The 14,603-nt window shown below is 61.1% G+C and carries 15 protein-coding genes and 1 pseudogene; 10 read left to right on the forward strand and 6 right to left on the reverse strand.

Annotated features, from left to right (window positions below):
* The coding region (locus tag SYN65AY6A5_RS08345) for a zinc ribbon domain-containing protein (protein ID WP_143597153.1) at positions 1-309 on the forward strand (309 nt) is incomplete at its 5' end.
* A 9-nt stretch (positions 310-318) separates the two neighbouring features.
* Here SYN65AY6A5_RS08345 and SYN65AY6A5_RS08350 read toward each other — a convergent pair.
* From SYN65AY6A5_RS08350 to speD, 3 genes are all read right to left on the reverse strand, one after another.
* On the reverse strand, positions 319-1,470 hold the full coding sequence (locus tag SYN65AY6A5_RS08350) for an NAD-dependent epimerase/dehydratase family protein (protein WP_011429479.1): 1,152 nt from the start codon (positions 1,468-1,470) through the stop codon (positions 319-321).
* 99 nt (positions 1,471-1,569) lie between these two features.
* Positions 1,570-2,508 carry a polyamine aminopropyltransferase gene (locus SYN65AY6A5_RS08355; protein ID WP_011429478.1) on the reverse strand — a complete coding sequence of 313 codons (939 nt, stop codon included), beginning with the start codon at positions 2,506-2,508 and terminating at the stop codon, positions 1,570-1,572.
* Positions 2,509-2,536: 28 nt separating this feature from the next.
* Positions 2,537-2,995: an adenosylmethionine decarboxylase gene (speD, locus tag SYN65AY6A5_RS08360; protein ID WP_099812417.1), complete on the reverse strand. Its 459-nt coding sequence runs from the start codon at positions 2,993-2,995 to the stop codon at positions 2,537-2,539.
* Positions 2,996-3,476: 481 nt separating this feature from the next.
* Between speD and SYN65AY6A5_RS08365 the strand changes: the two genes are divergently transcribed.
* The 3 genes from SYN65AY6A5_RS08365 to SYN65AY6A5_RS08375 are packed head-to-tail and all read left to right on the forward strand — an operon-like array spanning position 3,477 to position 5,192.
* Positions 3,477-4,019 carry a DUF3110 domain-containing protein gene (locus tag SYN65AY6A5_RS08365; RefSeq protein WP_011429476.1) on the forward strand — a complete coding sequence of 181 codons (543 nt, stop codon included), beginning with the start codon at positions 3,477-3,479 and terminating at the stop codon, positions 4,017-4,019.
* 41 nt (positions 4,020-4,060) lie between these two features.
* The gene (locus SYN65AY6A5_RS08370) at positions 4,061-4,786 is read left to right on the forward strand and encodes a hypothetical protein (RefSeq protein WP_041438088.1); all 726 of its coding nucleotides are present in this window, start codon (positions 4,061-4,063) and stop codon (positions 4,784-4,786) included.
* Between the two features lie 31 nt (positions 4,787-4,817).
* A complete protein-coding gene (locus SYN65AY6A5_RS08375; RefSeq protein ID WP_011429474.1) occupies positions 4,818-5,192 on the forward strand; it encodes a hypothetical protein in 375 nt (124 codons plus the stop codon).
* Positions 5,193-5,216: 24 nt separating this feature from the next.
* Here the strand turns inward: SYN65AY6A5_RS08375 and SYN65AY6A5_RS08380 are convergent, their stop codons facing one another.
* The 3 genes from SYN65AY6A5_RS08380 to larE all read right to left on the reverse strand — a co-directional run bounded on the left by SYN65AY6A5_RS08380 (position 5,217) and on the right by larE (position 8,477).
* Positions 5,217-5,498, reverse strand: a complete 282-nt coding sequence (locus tag SYN65AY6A5_RS08380) for a DUF1830 domain-containing protein (protein WP_011429473.1) — start codon at positions 5,496-5,498, stop codon at positions 5,217-5,219.
* Between the two features lie 280 nt (positions 5,499-5,778).
* On the reverse strand, positions 5,779-7,605 hold the full coding sequence (locus tag SYN65AY6A5_RS08385; protein ID WP_011429472.1) for a DUF3769 domain-containing protein: 1,827 nt from the start codon (positions 7,603-7,605) through the stop codon (positions 5,779-5,781).
* Between the two features lie 47 nt (positions 7,606-7,652).
* On the reverse strand, positions 7,653-8,477 hold the full coding sequence (larE, locus tag SYN65AY6A5_RS08390; protein ID WP_011429471.1) for an ATP-dependent sacrificial sulfur transferase LarE: 825 nt from the start codon (positions 8,475-8,477) through the stop codon (positions 7,653-7,655).
* A gap of 288 nt (positions 8,478-8,765) precedes the next feature.
* On the opposite strand from larE, the gene ebsA reads away from it, so the two are divergent.
* From ebsA to SYN65AY6A5_RS14785, 6 genes and pseudogenes are all read left to right on the forward strand, one after another.
* Entirely contained in the window at positions 8,766-9,137 is a 372-nt protein-coding gene (gene ebsA / locus SYN65AY6A5_RS08395) for a type IV pilus biogenesis protein EbsA (protein ID WP_099834657.1), read from the forward strand.
* The gene (gene cimA, locus SYN65AY6A5_RS08400; RefSeq protein WP_011429469.1) at positions 9,127-10,794 is read left to right on the forward strand and encodes a citramalate synthase; all 1,668 of its coding nucleotides are present in this window, start codon (positions 9,127-9,129) and stop codon (positions 10,792-10,794) included. Before ebsA ends, cimA begins: the two co-directional genes overlap by 11 nt.
* Before the next feature lie 99 nt (positions 10,795-10,893).
* Positions 10,894-11,586, forward strand: a complete 693-nt coding sequence (gene coaE, locus SYN65AY6A5_RS08405; RefSeq protein ID WP_011429468.1) for a dephospho-CoA kinase — start codon at positions 10,894-10,896, stop codon at positions 11,584-11,586.
* Between the two features lie 91 nt (positions 11,587-11,677).
* Positions 11,678-12,151 (forward strand): hypothetical protein, encoded by a 474-nt coding sequence (locus tag SYN65AY6A5_RS08410; RefSeq protein WP_187147164.1) that lies wholly within the window; start codon positions 11,678-11,680, stop codon positions 12,149-12,151.
* An 88-nt stretch (positions 12,152-12,239) separates the two neighbouring features.
* A complete protein-coding gene (locus SYN65AY6A5_RS08415) occupies positions 12,240-14,324 on the forward strand; it encodes a DNA polymerase III subunit gamma/tau (protein ID WP_099884233.1) in 2,085 nt (694 codons plus the stop codon).
* Positions 14,325-14,359: 35 nt separating this feature from the next.
* Positions 14,360-14,567: pseudogene (locus SYN65AY6A5_RS14785) on the forward strand (hypothetical protein); the annotation flags it as partial.
* Positions 14,568-14,603: the final 36 nt, after the last annotated feature.

A 14,603-nucleotide genomic window follows, 5' to 3' on the forward strand; every position in this document is an offset into this window, starting at 1 on the left:
AAGAAGAAAAACGTGGTTGTCGTGGAAGTATCGGAAGCGTACACCAGCAAAACCTGTACCAAGTGCGGGCACATCCACACCAAGTTGGGTGGCGCAAAGGTGTTTAGATGCCCGAAGTGCAACCATAGGCTACCACGAGATTGGCAAGGCGCTCTGGGCGTTATGCTCAGGGCTGTGCGGGATACCGCCTTTCTGTTTGGACTCCGTCCGAGTAGCGCGGTCGCGTCAGCGTCGCGTAGTGACAACGGAAACGGACAGAATGCTATCGCTTCACCGCTGAGCAGTAATGCTCAGCAGTGTTCAGCGTAAATGTATCAGCTAGCCCTTCCACTTCACCTTGGGCAGGATCTGCCGCACATCCACGCGGTCTTTGTACTTGAGGGCGAAGTTGAGCAGCGAGTCCAAAAGCGAGTCAGATAGGTAGTGGGGTTGTAGGCCCAGGTCTAGGAGCTTGGTATTTTTGGCGTTGTAGTAGTGCTCCTCCAGCTCGACACGGGGGTTTTCCAAGTAGTTGATTTCCACCTTCAGGCCCATGGCGGCTCCGGCCTTTTGCACCATCAGCGCCAGTTGCTCCACGCTAAATTGCTCGGTGAACTGGTTCATCACCCGGAACTGACCTGGCTCAGGAGGATTGGCGATGGCCAGCTCCACACAGCGCACCGTATCGCGGATATCCAGGAAGCCACGGGTTTGGCCCCCCTTGCCGTACACCGTCAGGGGGTGGCCCACTGCGGCTTGAACGCAAAAGCGGTTCAGGGCCGTGCCGAACACGCCATCGTAGTCGAGGCGGTTGATCAGCACCTCATCCATGCCGGTTTCTTCTGTTAACACGCCGTACACCACCCCTTGATTGAGGTCGGTAGCCCGCAGGCCCCAGACGCGGCAGGCGAAGTGGATGTTGTGGCTGTCGTGCACCTTGGAGAGGTGATACATGGAACCCGGCTGTTTGGGATAGGGCAGGGTATCCTTGCGGCCGTTGTGCTCGATGGTGATGTACCCCTCCTCGATGTCGATGTTGGGGGTGCCATACTCGCCCATGGTGCCCAGCTTCACCAGGTGGCAGTCGGGAAACTCCTCCTTGATGGCGTAGAGGATGTTCAGGGTGCCCACCACGTTGTTGACCTGGGTCATCACCGCATGTTCGCGGCTAATCATCGAGTAGGGAGCAGAGCGCTGCTCGCCAAAGTGGACGATGGCCTCCGGCTCAAAGCGACGCATGCAAGAAATGAGGGCCTCGTAGTTGGTGACGTCGCAAACGAAAATGGGAATATCCTTGCCGGTCAGCCCCTTCCAGCGATCCACCCGCTGCTCGAGCTGGGCAATGGGCGTCAGGGTAGAAACCCCTAGCTGCAGATCCCAGAGGCGGCGCACGTAGGAATCGAGAATGGCCACCTCATAGCCCCTGTTGGACAGGTGTAGGGCCGTTGCCCAGCCGCAGTATCCGTCACCACCAATAACCAGGACTTTCATCGGGGAAGCAAAATTCGGCTGCTCACGAATCTACCAAGTTATGGCACCGAAGACAAATACCCTGGGATCCCACTTTTAATCGCGGATTGGGCCGCCAGATTACTCGACCTGAGGAGGGTTGGCCAGGGTGTAGACGGTGGTCTCAGCAGCAATGGCACGGCGCAGGTGGGCGGGAACCTGGTAGAGTCCCAGGAGGGTGATGCCATCGATGAAGCGCAGCGCTCCGCGGTCGGGATCCAGGTGTTGGGCCAGGATCTGGTCGACCTGTTCGGGCTCCGGCCTGGAAGAGATGGGATCCTGGGCTGCCAGGGCAAACCCCAGCGGCCCGCCGTAGGTGGGGGCGTAGATAGCGTAGGGCTGCACAGCAGCAAACACCGTTTTCAAGGTGTGAACGATGCGAGTGTGCTGCCACAACTCCACTGGACCCGTCGGCCCAGCTTGGATGACAAAAGCCCCAGCGGTCTGCAACTTGGAGCGAACCTGGCGGAAAAACTCCTGGGTAAAGAGGCGGTAGGCCGGGCCGGCCTCAACGGGATCCGACAGATCGGAAAGGATCGCGTCCCAGATCGGCTCCGTCTGGCCAAGAAAGTCCAAGGCGTCGGCGATCACCACCTCTGCCCGCGGATCCGCAAAGGATCCTTGGTGCATTTCCGGCAGATGCTCTCGACAGGCTTCCACCACCTCCCCGTCGATATCCACCATCACCACTTGCTCCACCGAGCGCCAGCGCAGCACCTCCCGCAGCGTCGCCCCTTCCGCACCACCCAATATCAACACTCGCCGCGGGATCCCACCCGCCTGGACGACCTGCACCAGGGCCGGATGAACCAGAGCCTCGTGGTACAGGAATTCGTCCGCCGTGGTGGACTGCCAGTGGCCATCCAGCATCAGGCCCTTGCCATAGGCTCCCGTCTCGGCGATCAGCATCTCCTGAAAACGGGTTTTTCGGTAGGCCAGAATGCGCGTGATGGCACGGGCAGTGTAGTCCCAGGGGGTGAAGTACTCCTGCGCCCAGAAGAAGCTCTTTGGGGTGTTCATAGGACACCTGACAAAAAGTGGCGGGATCTCAGCGCCTTCGTCCGGCCGTTTCACAGCTTAGCGCTTCGGGAAAATCCGCCATCTCTTCAATGGGTGCCGCATCCGTGGTTCGGCGAGGTAGCTTGCGCAGCGAATACCGCCGCGCTTGAAACACCTGGATCAAGTATTCACAGGCTGCTTCGGGCCGCGTGTGGCGACCACAGGTGAACACATCCACCGCTGCATAGCCCGCTTCGGGCCAAGTGTGAATGGAGATATGGGATTCTCCCAAAAGGGCCAGAGCCGTGATCCCCTGTGGCTCAAACGGATGGCAAAGCTCGCCCAAGAGGGTGGAGTTGGAGCGTCTTGCTGCCTCCCGCAAGGCCTGTTGCACCAGGGAAACATCATCCAGAAGTTTGGCCGGGCAGTCGTAAAGCTCTAGGATGCAGTGGATCCCGATCAGAGCCAGAGACCTATCCCCTAATTGGCCAGATAGTGTGTGCAGCATACTATCCCCTAATTGGCCAGATAGACTACCGAAGCCGTGCGAACAAAAAGCACAGCTTTACCATCTTCTCATAGATGCAGCGGGATTACACCCCGCAACGGCTTTTTTCTTAACTGAGAATTAACCTTGACGTTGTCCGCAGCCCTGCCGGCTTGCTCCCACGCAGGGGGAGAGCGGCGATTCTTTCACAACTTGCAGTAGCTGCTGGCAGGCAACCCCCACTTGCTGTGCCACACCATCCTTTGCTGCTCTGCCCGATTTGCCTATCCAGTTGGCCAAGCCCGATATCTGCCCACCCCGCTGGCGGCATCTCGAACGTGGTGCAAGGGGAATTGCTCAGCAGTTCGGCTTCCTACCCAACGACCGGCTGACAGCGCCAAGGAGCGGGGATCCCTGGAAGAGTCCCCCTCTCAAAGCTCCCAGAGCGGTTAGTCTAGACTGTGGACAGTGACGTTCCTCTCAATCCGAGCAGAGGCTGTCGATGGACACCGCCGAGGCCCTCCAAGTTCTCAACCTGCCGCCGGATGCCAGCGAACGGGAGATCCGGAGGAAGTGGTTTCGAGAATATCAAACCCTCAGTGCCGCCCTCTTGGAGCTGGAGGACGAACGGCAAAGGCCCTTGCTGGAGGCGCAACTGGCACGGCTCAACGAGGCGCGGGATGTGTTGCTCGGCGGCGGATCCCAGGCTGAGAAGGAGTTGGCTTGGGCTAGCCCGGAAGACTTGCCTTCCCAGGTCATCGTGCTGCTTTACCAAGCCAATGGCCAAGAGGGGATCTGCACACGCCAGATCGGGGGGCAGGACATTGTCATTGCGTTTGAGAGCGCCTTTGGGGCGAAAAAATATGCCCAAAGGCTGGCCCAGCAGGGGCTGCCCAAGCCGCTGGCCGAGCGCTTTGATACTCAGGAGATCGTCGATTTTTGTCGCGAAGGGGGCTATGGGTTGATGGTGGTTCCAGCCAGCGAGGTGCTGGAGCCGCTGGAGGAGAGTACGGAAGCCGCGCGGAATTGGCAGGGCAAATCCTAACGGCCTGGACTTCAACCCAGATTGCGTTGCGAGGGTCTTCGATGATCACTGCCGAACCAATCTCTCTAGAGGAGTTTCGCCAGATCATGGATGCGGATCTGGAGGCTTGCTGTGAAGCATTTGGCCTGAGGGAAGGGTACCTGCGTCTGCAACAACAACAACTGCGCTTCTGGGTTATGCTGGCCCTCTGCCTGTTGGTGGTTGCCCTGGTGATCTTTTTGGGGATGCGGGATCCCGGCTATTGGCTACTGTATACAGTGGCCGTCGTGTTGCTGGCGGTGGTTTTGCTGGGCCTCCTCTGGGCCAGCTTGGAGCTGCAGCAGAGCCTGCGCCGCATTCGCCAGCGCTGGCAGGAGGCCCACCTCCTAAATAGCCCTCCCAAGATCATGGAGTTTGCCAGCGATCTCGCCCGCAAGGTAAAAGAGTACAACCGCTGGGTGCAAGAGCTCCAACAATCGCTGGAGGGGGGCCAGTATTGGCGAGATTTTCGCCAACTGAGCGAGGCCGAGCAGCGGTATATCCAGTCGCTCTTTTTGCAGGTGCGGGCCCAGTTGATCACGGCTTTGCAGATGTGCAGAGCCTTGATCGAAGACCCACGGGTTCCCGTAGAGCAGTACTTTAACCAGATGGTTGCCCGGGATCAGCAACTGCTGGAGCAATTTATCGCCAAAAACTTGACTGCCAACCGCTACGCAGCCATAGCTCGCGAGCTATCTGCCCTGGAAGCAGATCTGCAAACCCAGCTCAGAGCCCTGGGATCCCGGTGATAGTCTGGTGTCGATGCTCGGCAGCTTGTTCATGAGAAGCAGAGGCACCGCAACGCTGTACATCCTGCTGGGGCTGGGCCTGCTGGGGTGCGGGGATCCCAATGTGCCGCTGACCCAACCTCCCCCCGATGCTTTTCGGGTCAGCACCCCCCGTCCGCCGCGCTTGGATCTGTACCCCACCCCACCACCAACGCCCACCCCTACTCCCACACCGCCCCCCAGCCTGCTGGAGCTCACGGCCCGTTGGCTGGGGATCCCGTGGCCGCCGCAACGGCGCGAGATCAGCCCGGTGCGGTTGAGCGCCCGTTTCCTTGAGATCCCACTGCCGCCCAAGCCTCGCCCCTCACCCCAACCTTCCCCTAGCCCGGAAAGAGAGGAGAGAAAGGAGCAAGGTCGCGAGACCTAGTCCACACCGCTGGCCTCGGGGCATCTAGGCGCCCACCGTCACCGGCTCCGTCTCTCGCACGCGCAGCTTTTCGCAAGGGATGATATCCGTCAGGATGGAGCTGGCCATCATGCCCGTGTGGATCTCCAGTTTGGCTCCCAGCACTGCCTCAAACAGCAGCCGCTGCCCTGGGAAGACCACCCGCTCAAAGTACCAGTTCTCGATATTTGTGATGCGAACCACCTGAACGGAGCTGGTCGCGTTGATGTAGCTACAGGTTATTCGCTCTACTCGTTTTTTGTCGGGGATCGCATCAAGTGTTTGCATAATTAGATCACCAGCCCACTCTGCTCAGCCTATTATCTACCCTAACACCGCCTGGGGATCGCTGCAGTAGCCTTTGATACGGCGATCCCAACCAGCAAAAATGAATCCTGGAAAAGTAATTTCTGTATTTTATCTTACAGTTTTGATTTTTCAGAATGGCCCTTCAAATCAGGAGGGATTTGGATTGAAATTTCTCCCTGCGGCGAGGCAATTTCTCACAGAGAATCTCCGCAGAGCAGTAGTTAAGATTACATTTTGAGTCCCCTTGGGAGTTTGGGGATCACGGCTCGTGGAGGCTCGCTCCGGTCGTCGGCTTCGGCGAGGACTGGCGGGGATCCCAGTTCAGGCCCTCCACCCGCAGCTCCAGCGCCCCCGACTGACGCACCGGATTGTATTGCAAGCTAAATCCATAGGTGCGGCGGTCGTAACCCAGGCGATAGGTGGTATCCACCTGCTGGCCGGATTGGAGATCCAGTGTGGTTTCGGCCCCCACCCGCAGCGGGCCGTACAGTTGCTGTAAAAAGCCCAGAACAAGCTGCTCCCGCGTGGTGATGCGGTCGAACAAAAACGGCGAGGCCCCCGCCAAAAAGCCATTGGAGTAGGTCACCCTCAGGTTGGTGTAGTCGAAGGTATCGGCCACGAAAGCCCCGATTACCGCGTCGAGGCCAATGCTGCCGGCAGTATAGCTTTGGGCACGGCCATTGGAGTAGAACGACTGGCTGCTGCTGAGGCCGGTGTTGAGCCAGATTCCCTGTTCGATGGGCAAAGCGGAAAAGCGGGGTGGGGGATCTGCTGCCGTCTTGGGGGGCCGCCAAATGGGAAAGGAGCGGCTCACGGTTGCCCCCAGTTGCAGTCGGGTGAGCTGGATGCGGTCGGTGGTCTTGGCCAGGGCTAGATCGGGATCGGTGTCGATGTCGCCGAGTTGTCCTAGGGCGTCGATGGAGTCGGCGGCTATGCGGTAGCTGAAATTCAAGCCGGTGTCGCCGAGAAGGAGGGTGGGCGAGTTGTAGCTGACACCGAAGCGATTTTCCACGATCTGAAACCCCAGCCGCCCGCTGAAAAAACGCTCCCGATAAGCATAGGTGTAGGTGACTTGGCCGCCGTCGCCGGTGGTAACGCGGTGTTCGACCTGCGCCCGCAAGCGCCGAGCAAATTCCTCGAAGACGATCCCGCGCAGCTCGGCAAACAGCGAGGTTTGGGCATTGGCTTCCGGTTGCCGCCAACGAAAATCCGTCCGCAGCCCAACCCCATCGCGGATCCCTTGGAGGCTCCCCCAGAGGCGCTGCGGATACAGTTGGGGGGAGAGCACCAAGCTGAGGTTGGGATCCTGCAGCAGCTCGATGTTGGCTTGCAGGATCAGGCCGCGCCGCAGTTCTTCCCGGTCGAAGTCATCGTAAAAAAGGCTGACCGGAGGCTGACGGTTGAAGGAGTCAAGACGCAGCCGAATGGGCAGGGGCAAAAAAAAGACCTGGTCGAAAACCAGTTGCCCCGCCTCGGCCATCAGCAGGCTGGAACCATCCGGCTGCAGGGCGGAGGTCACTCGCGGGCTGCGGATCTCCAGCTCTGGCGGATCTAGCGGGTCGTTGGTCAACTGCACTTGCTCTCCTTCCCAGTTGTTGGCAGCGAAGCGGATGCGAACGGCGCGAAAGCGCACCAGCCGCTGCGGCGAGAGGGCCGCTGCCGGGGATCCGGCGGCCTGCAACTGGCCGATATCCACCTGCCCGAAGGCCTCTTCCAAAACTCCCTGCTCCCGCTCAAAGTCGTATTCCAGGCGGGATCCCTGGATGCGCTGCCGATGCAGCTCCACCGAGACATTGCCCTCGGCCACGGCTCGCCGCTGTTGCAGCTCGATGCGCAGGCGGTCTGCCCGCAGCACAGAGCGGCCCAGCCGCATCTCCACATTTCCTTCCGCCTGGAAAACCTGCGCCCGTTGGTCGAAGGTTTGGCGGTCGGAGCGCAGCCGTAACGTGCGATCCGCAAGGGTATCGGGGGCACTCGTATCCCCAGGCTGAGCGGCTGCCACCTGGTCTTTCTGGGCTGAGGCAGGAGCAGCCGTTGCCAGGCCAAACACCCCCAAGCAAAGCCAGAGCCACCAAAACCCTTTCATACTCCCCCAAACCTGCGCAAAACTTCAGCCCAAGCCCCCGGGCTGGCTCAGCCCGTTGTCGGCGGGGGCGGGTTGAGGGCGCGGTTGAGCTTGCCGCTGCGGTAGCCCTCCAAATCGAGACTGACGTAGAGGTAGCCGAAGGATTGCAGAGCCCTGACCAGCGCTTCCAGATCGGTTTTTTGCACAAACTCTCGGATCTGGTGAGGGGGCAGTTCGATGCGAGCAGTATCTTTCTCGGAGCGCACCCGCACCTGGTGCCAGCCCAAGCTGCGCAAATAGCGCTCTGCCGCCCCCACTCGGCGCAGCTTCTCGGCAGTGATGGCCTCGCCATAGGGAAAGCGGGAGCTGAGGCAGGGCTGAGCCGGCTTATCCCACCAGGGCAGGCCCAGATGGCGAGACAGTTGCCGCACCTCCAGCTTGCTCATCCCCACCTCCGCCAGGGGGGAACGCACGCCCCGCTCTCGAGCTGCCTGCACTCCCGGCCGGTAGTCGGCCAGATCGTCGGCGTTGAGGCCATCCACCACGTAGTCGTATCCTTGGGCTTGCGCCAGCCGGCACAGCAGGTCATGCAAGTGGCTTTTGCAGAAGTAGCAGCGGTTAGCGGGGTTGGCGGCGTAGCGGGGATCCTGCAGCTCCTGGGTCTCGACGATCTGGTGGCGGATGCCGATGGATTGGGCTTGCCAGATGGCCTCCTCCAGATCTTCGGGCAAAAGGGCAGGGGAGGCGGCAGTGACGGCCAGGGCCCCCTCCCCCAACTGATCCCAGGCCAGCTTGGCCACCAGGCTGCTATCCACCCCGCCTGAGTAGGCCACCAAGACCCGCCCCATCTTGGCCAAGATCTGGGCAAGCTGCTCAAACTTTTGCTGCAGCACGGGATCCCACTCCGTCGCCAGAGCTGGGGCGGGGGAAGGGATGTTCCTGTCTTGGTTGGTGTCCATGGGTCCAGGACATGCCGAAGAGGGAGTCGCTTGGGGGGATCCCCTCTTTACTTCTCCTATTCTTCCGCAGAGCTTCTCGACTTTCCAACGCTTTTCTCCCAAAGAAGGTGCCGGATCCCTCCTAGAGCCCCTAACCCTTAGACCAGCAAGTCGTCGAGGCGGTAGGCTGGATTGCAGTTGGGGTTGTTGCCGTCCTTAACCGTTTTCTTCCCTTGACACGCCATGGCTCTGCAGCTCGAACCCGCCGGCCCGTCGGAAGTGTCCGTCTATCAGCCCTATTACGCGGTTGCCCGCCGGCAGTACCTGCCCCTGGCCGTGGGCCTTTACAAAAAAGGCAGCCTGGAAGGACAGAGGGCCATCGAGGGAGACAAGCCCGTGCGTTTCCTGGCCAGTTGGCACACGTCGCTGTTGCCCGCAGATCTGACCGTGGTGCAGGTGGTCTTCGATCAGGATGCCGAGCTCACTTACCAGCTCTCCATCGTCAACTACGAGTTTGTGGACTACCTCATCGACGTGGTAGCGCTGGTGCAGCGGGGGCAGCCGCCGGATTTCACCACCGCCTTTTACAAAAAGTTGATGCGGTATGAAGACTGAAGCAGATTCTCCGGTCGCCATCACCCTCTACGACACCACGCTGCGGGATGGGGCGCAGCGGGAGGGGCTGTCGCTGTCGGTGCCAGATAAGGTGCAGATTGCCAAGCTGCTGGATCGGCTGGGGATCCCCTTTATTGAGGGGGGCTGGCCGGGGGCCAATCCCAAAGATGGACAATTTTTCTGGCAACTGCGGGAAGAGCCGCTGGAGCAGGCGGAGCTGGTGGCCTTTTGCTCCACCCGCAAGCCGGGGCGGCGGGCAGCCGATGACCCCCTGCTGCAGGCCATCTTGGCGGCGGGAACCCGCTACGTGACGGTTTTTGGCAAGTCTTGGGATCTGCATGTTACGGAGGGGCTGGGCACCACGCTGCAGGAAAACCTGGCCATGATCCGCGACACCATCGCCTATTTGCGCTCCCAAGGGCGGCGGGTGATCTACGATGCCGAGCACTGGTTCGACGCCTACCGCCACAACCCCGACTACGCCCTGCAAACCCTCGTGGCGGCTGCCGAGGCAGGGGCGGAGTGGCTGGTTCTCTGCGATACCAACGGCGGATCCCTGCCCCACGAGATCGCCGCCATCACGGCAGCCGTCTTGGCCGAATCCCATCACCTGGGGCATTTGCCCTTGGGGATCCACACCCACAACGACTCTGGCACTGCTGTGGCCAATGCCCTGGCGGCAGTACAGTCGGGGGCGCGCATGGTGCAGGGCACCATCAACGGCTACGGGGAGCGCTGTGGCAATGCCGACCTGTGCAGCGTTATCCCCAACTTACAACTCAAGCTAGGCTACCGCTGTCTGCCCGAGGGAAAGCTGCAACACCTAACAGAGATCTCCCGCGCCATCAGTGAGGTGGTCAACCTGGCCCCGGACGACCATGCTCCTTTCGTGGGCCGATCCGCCTTTGCCCACAAGGGTGGGATCCATGTCAGCGCTGTTCAGAAAAACCCTCTTACCTACGAGCACATTGCTCCGGAGCAGGTGGGCAACTGCCGGCGCATCGTCGTTTCGGATCAGGCGGGGTTGAGCAATATCCTCAGCAAGGTGGCCGAGTTCGGGATCCGGCTGGACAAGTCGGATCCCCAGGCCCGCTTGATCCTAGAGCGGCTGAAGACCTTGGAGCTGCAGGGCTACCAGTTTGAGGCCGCTGAGGCCAGCTTTGAGCTCTTGGTGCGGGAGCTGTTGGGGCAGCGCTCGCATCCGTTTGAGGTGCTCAGCTTCCATGTCAGCGCCACCACCCGCTCCGACTGGAGCAGCAAAGACTGGGATCCCAGCGGCGAGGCAACGGAGGTGCAGTCCTTGGCGGCGGTGAAGATTGCGGTGCGGGGGCAGACGCGGGTGACGGCAGCGGAAGGCAATGGGCCGGTGGCGGCTTTGGATGGGGCGCTGCGCAAAGCCTTGCTGGAGTTTTACCCGCAACTGGAGGCCATTCACCTGGCCGACTACAAGGTGCGCATCTTGGACGGGCGGGCCGGCACCTCGGCCAAGACGCGGGTGCTGGTGGAGTTTAGCGACGGCCACCGCCGTTGGACCACGGTGGGAGTTTCCACCAACATCATCGAAGCCTCCTGCCGGGCCTTGGTGGAAGGCTTTGAGTATAGTCTCTTAACAGAACCTTGCCTTTCCCCACCCTCTACCCAAAGGGCCTCGCCTTGAAGGGGATCTCCCCTCTCCCTCTGGGAGAGGGGCTGGGGGTGAGGGCCGGCGCGGAGCGCTTGGGCCTGTCTCCAACTCATTTGAAATCACCCAGCTCCCATGAGAATCATCGGCCTGACGGGCGGCATAGCCACAGGCAAATCCACGGTGGCCCGCATCTTGGAACGGCACGGGATCCCGGTGGCCGATGCAGATCAGATGGCGCGGCAAGCCCTAGCGGTGGGATCCCCCATCCGCGAGCGGGTGCTGCAGCGCTACGGCCGGGCCATCCAGGATCCCTCTGGAGCGCTGGATCGCCGCCAGTTGGGGCGGATTGTCTTTGCCGATGCCGCCGAGCGGGCCTGGCTGGAAGCCCAGATCCATCCTTTTGTCAAAGCGCGGCTGCGGGAGTTTCTCGAGGCCCACGGGGCATCTGCGCCGCCTGAGGAAGCGACTGAGGCTCGACCCAGTTGCCAATGTCCTCACGGGGAAGGCCATCCCACCGTTTGCCTGATGATCCCGCTCCTGTTTGAGGCCCACATGGAAAACTGGGCCAGCGAGATCTGGGTGGTGACCTGTACCCCGGAGCAGCAGCGGCAGCGGCTGGCGCAGCGGGATCTGCTGACGGCGGCAGAAATCGAGGCGCGCCTGGCCAGCCAGTGGCCCCTAGAAGAAAAGGCCCGTCGCGCCCATGTAGTGCTGGACAATTCCGGATCCCTGGCGCAGCTGGAAGCCCAGGTTAGGCAAGCCCTGGGGGCTCACCCCAGAGAAGGAGGGGCCATTTGCCCCACCCCGCCGAGCCGGATAGAGTGACGGGGGAGGGATCCCTTTCTTTGCAGCTATGTCTGGATGGATCGAGAAAGAGGCGATGCAGGAAGCACTTTGTGGCAGCGGGAGAGAGTCTTTGTGGACCTCAGCGCTGGCGGCGCGGGAGCGGGAGATCCAGCTTTTGCGGGAGCGCAACCGCCTGCTGCAGAGCCAGATCGACCTGTTGGAGCTGCGCCAAGAAAAGCAACAGCGGCAAATTCGCAGCTACGAGGCCGAGATCGAGCAGCTCTACCAAGAAAAGCAGGTGTTGGAGCAGATGCTCCAGGAGCTGCCGGAGCTCTACCGGCGCAAACTTCAGGCCCGCCTGCAGCCCATCCGCGAGCGCATCGCCGCCATGCAGGCAGAAAATCGCCGGCTCAAGAGGGAACTGTACCAGCTCAGCTACCGGCTGCAGCACGTGGATCAACTGGATGCCCCCGGCTGGAAGGTGCAATTGCCGCAGATCCCTCCGCTGCGCCGCCGGGATCCCAAAGCTCTGCCCGCCCAGGGAGCGACATCTCCTCCCAGGCCCAGTATCGCTCTTGAGGGACAAAGGGAGAAGCCAGAATAGGGGAGCCCCCCTGGGATGCCTCAGCATTGCCCAGCAAGAGCGGTTTCGGCGGGGGCGCGCTTGCAAGGCGACTGGAGAGCTCGAAAAAATGGCCGTTGCTGGCAAGTACGAACCCCTTCATTTGAAATACCGCCCGCAGCGCTTTGCCGAGGTGGTGGGCCAAGGGGCAGTCGTGCAGACTTTGGCCAATGCCATCCGGCTGGGGCGGGTGGCGCCGGCCTACTTGTTCTGTGGGCCGCGGGGCACCGGAAAAACCTCCAGCGCCCGCATCTTGGCCAAGTCTTTAAATTGCGAGCAGGGGCCAACGCCGGATCCCTGTCAGGTATGCAGCCAGTGCCGCGCCATCACCGCCGGCTCTTCTTTGGACGTGATTGAGATCGACGCGGCCAGCAACACCGGCGTAGACAACATCCGCGAGCTGATCGAGCGGGCCCAATTTGCGCCGGTAAATAGCCGCTACAAGGTCTATGTCATCGACGAGTGCCACATGCTCAGCAATGCCGCCTTCAACGCGTTGCTGAAGACGCTGGAAGAGCCGCCTCCTCGCGTGGTGTTTGTGCTGGCCACCACCGACCCCCAGCGGGTTCTGCCCACCATCGTTTCCCGCTGTCAGCGGTTTGACTTCCGCCGCATCCCCCTCGACGACATGGTGGCCCACCTGGGCCAGATCGCCGCCCAGGAAGGGATCCCCATTGCACCAGAAGCCTTGCACCTGGTGGCCCAACTGGCCCAGGGCGGGCTGCGGGACGCCGAGCGCCTGTTGGATCAGCTCAGCTTGCTGGAGGGATCCATCACCCCAGAAGCCGTATGGGACTTGGTGGGCGGGATCCCGGAGCGGCAGCTTTTGGATTTGACCGATGCGTTGCTGGCTCAGGATGTGCAGGCGGTGCTGGCCCAGACGCGACAATTGCTGGAGCGGGGCAGAGAGCCCCTGGTGGTGCTGCAGAGCCTGGTGGTTTTTTACCGGGATCTGCTGCTGGCCAAGACGGCCCCCCAACAGCGGCAGTTGGCGGCCGTAACGGATCCCACCTGGGCAGCTCTGCAGCAGCGGGCTCCTCGCTACTCGGTGGAGATGCTGCTGGCGGCCCAGAGCCACCTGCGCCAGTGCGAGCCGCAAATTCGCCAGAGCGGGCAACCCCAGCTTTGGTTGGAGATCGCCCTGCTGGATCTGCTGGGCCAGCTTCGCCAGAGTGCCGTCCCGCTGCCGTCAATAGAGGCCAAAGGCGGAGAGCCGCTCCCAGCCGTCGGCCCGCCAACGGTCGGAAAGACCCCTAGCCCCACCGTCCCAGCCAGCGAGGAGCTGACAGCTCCTACGACAACCCTTCCAGAGACCCCAGCCCCTTCCCCTGCTGCAACAGGGGGATCCCTCCCGCCGTCGCAAACGGCAAAGCCAAGTCGGGAGAAGCCGGCCAGCCCGGAAAAAGCGAAAGATCCGCATCCCCTCAAGCTGCTGCGGCCCCGGTGGGAGGAGTTTCTTGAAAACCTTCGCCCCATCACCAGAGGCCTATTGGCATCCGGCTATTTGCAGCAGGAGTCTCTCGTTGGCTCTGACGGGACGGAGACCTTAGAGATTACCCTTGCTTTTCCCAATAAGGGCTTAGTGGACAAGGTGCGCAGCAAAGAAGCCGAGCTCTGCTCTGCGCTCCACAACCTGCTGCAGCGCCCGGTGCGGCTAAATTTGGTGGTGCAGCAGGGACCTTCGTCCCGCCATCGTGAGGGGAGTGCTGGCGAAACCTCAGGTCGCGAAAAGGCTCCACCCCTCGCCCCTGCAAAGTTGCAGAGCCGAACCCCCAGGGGCGACAACCTCCCCAAAGACTTATCGCCATCTCCCAAGGCGGGATCCCAAAGCTACGGTAGAGTCGGGCAACCTCCTCCTGCTGAGCCAGAGACCCCTGGCGAGAACTCCATCCCGCCAGCGCAAGCGGCAAAGCCTTCCTCCTACCACCTTGCCCACGAGCTGGCGGAGGTGGCCCGCCGCTTTGCCGACCATTTCAACGGCAGCCTGATAGATTTGCAAGGGATCCTGGCCTCGCCCGAGGAGGCGACGGCAGAACTGTCCGCTCTCGAGAGCCTGGAAGCAGAGGGATCCCCGGATCTGGGTGAAGCCTACGGCCCGCCGGCAACCCAGTCCCCCCTAGCCCCCGCAGAGGAGGAGCATGACTCTAGTCAATAATAAGCTCAACTATACTGAAAATAATGTATAATATGTTCAGTACGGATTACTACCAGTTGATCTTTCTGTTTACTTTCGAGTCTGCCAACATGGTAGCCAAAGCAAAGCAGAAAATTGGTAGTAAGACGACACGGAAACTGCGCTTTGGGTATTCTACTCAAAGCTTTGCGGGATACCGCCATTCTGTTTGGACTCCGTCCCGCTAACGCGAATGGAAACAAGCAGAATGCTATCGCTGCATAGTTGAACAGTGATGTTCAGCAGTGTTCAGCGTAAATG

Source organism: Synechococcus sp. 65AY6A5 (genome assembly GCF_002760415.1).
GTDB lineage: Bacteria > Cyanobacteriota > Cyanobacteriia > Thermostichales > Thermostichaceae > Thermostichus.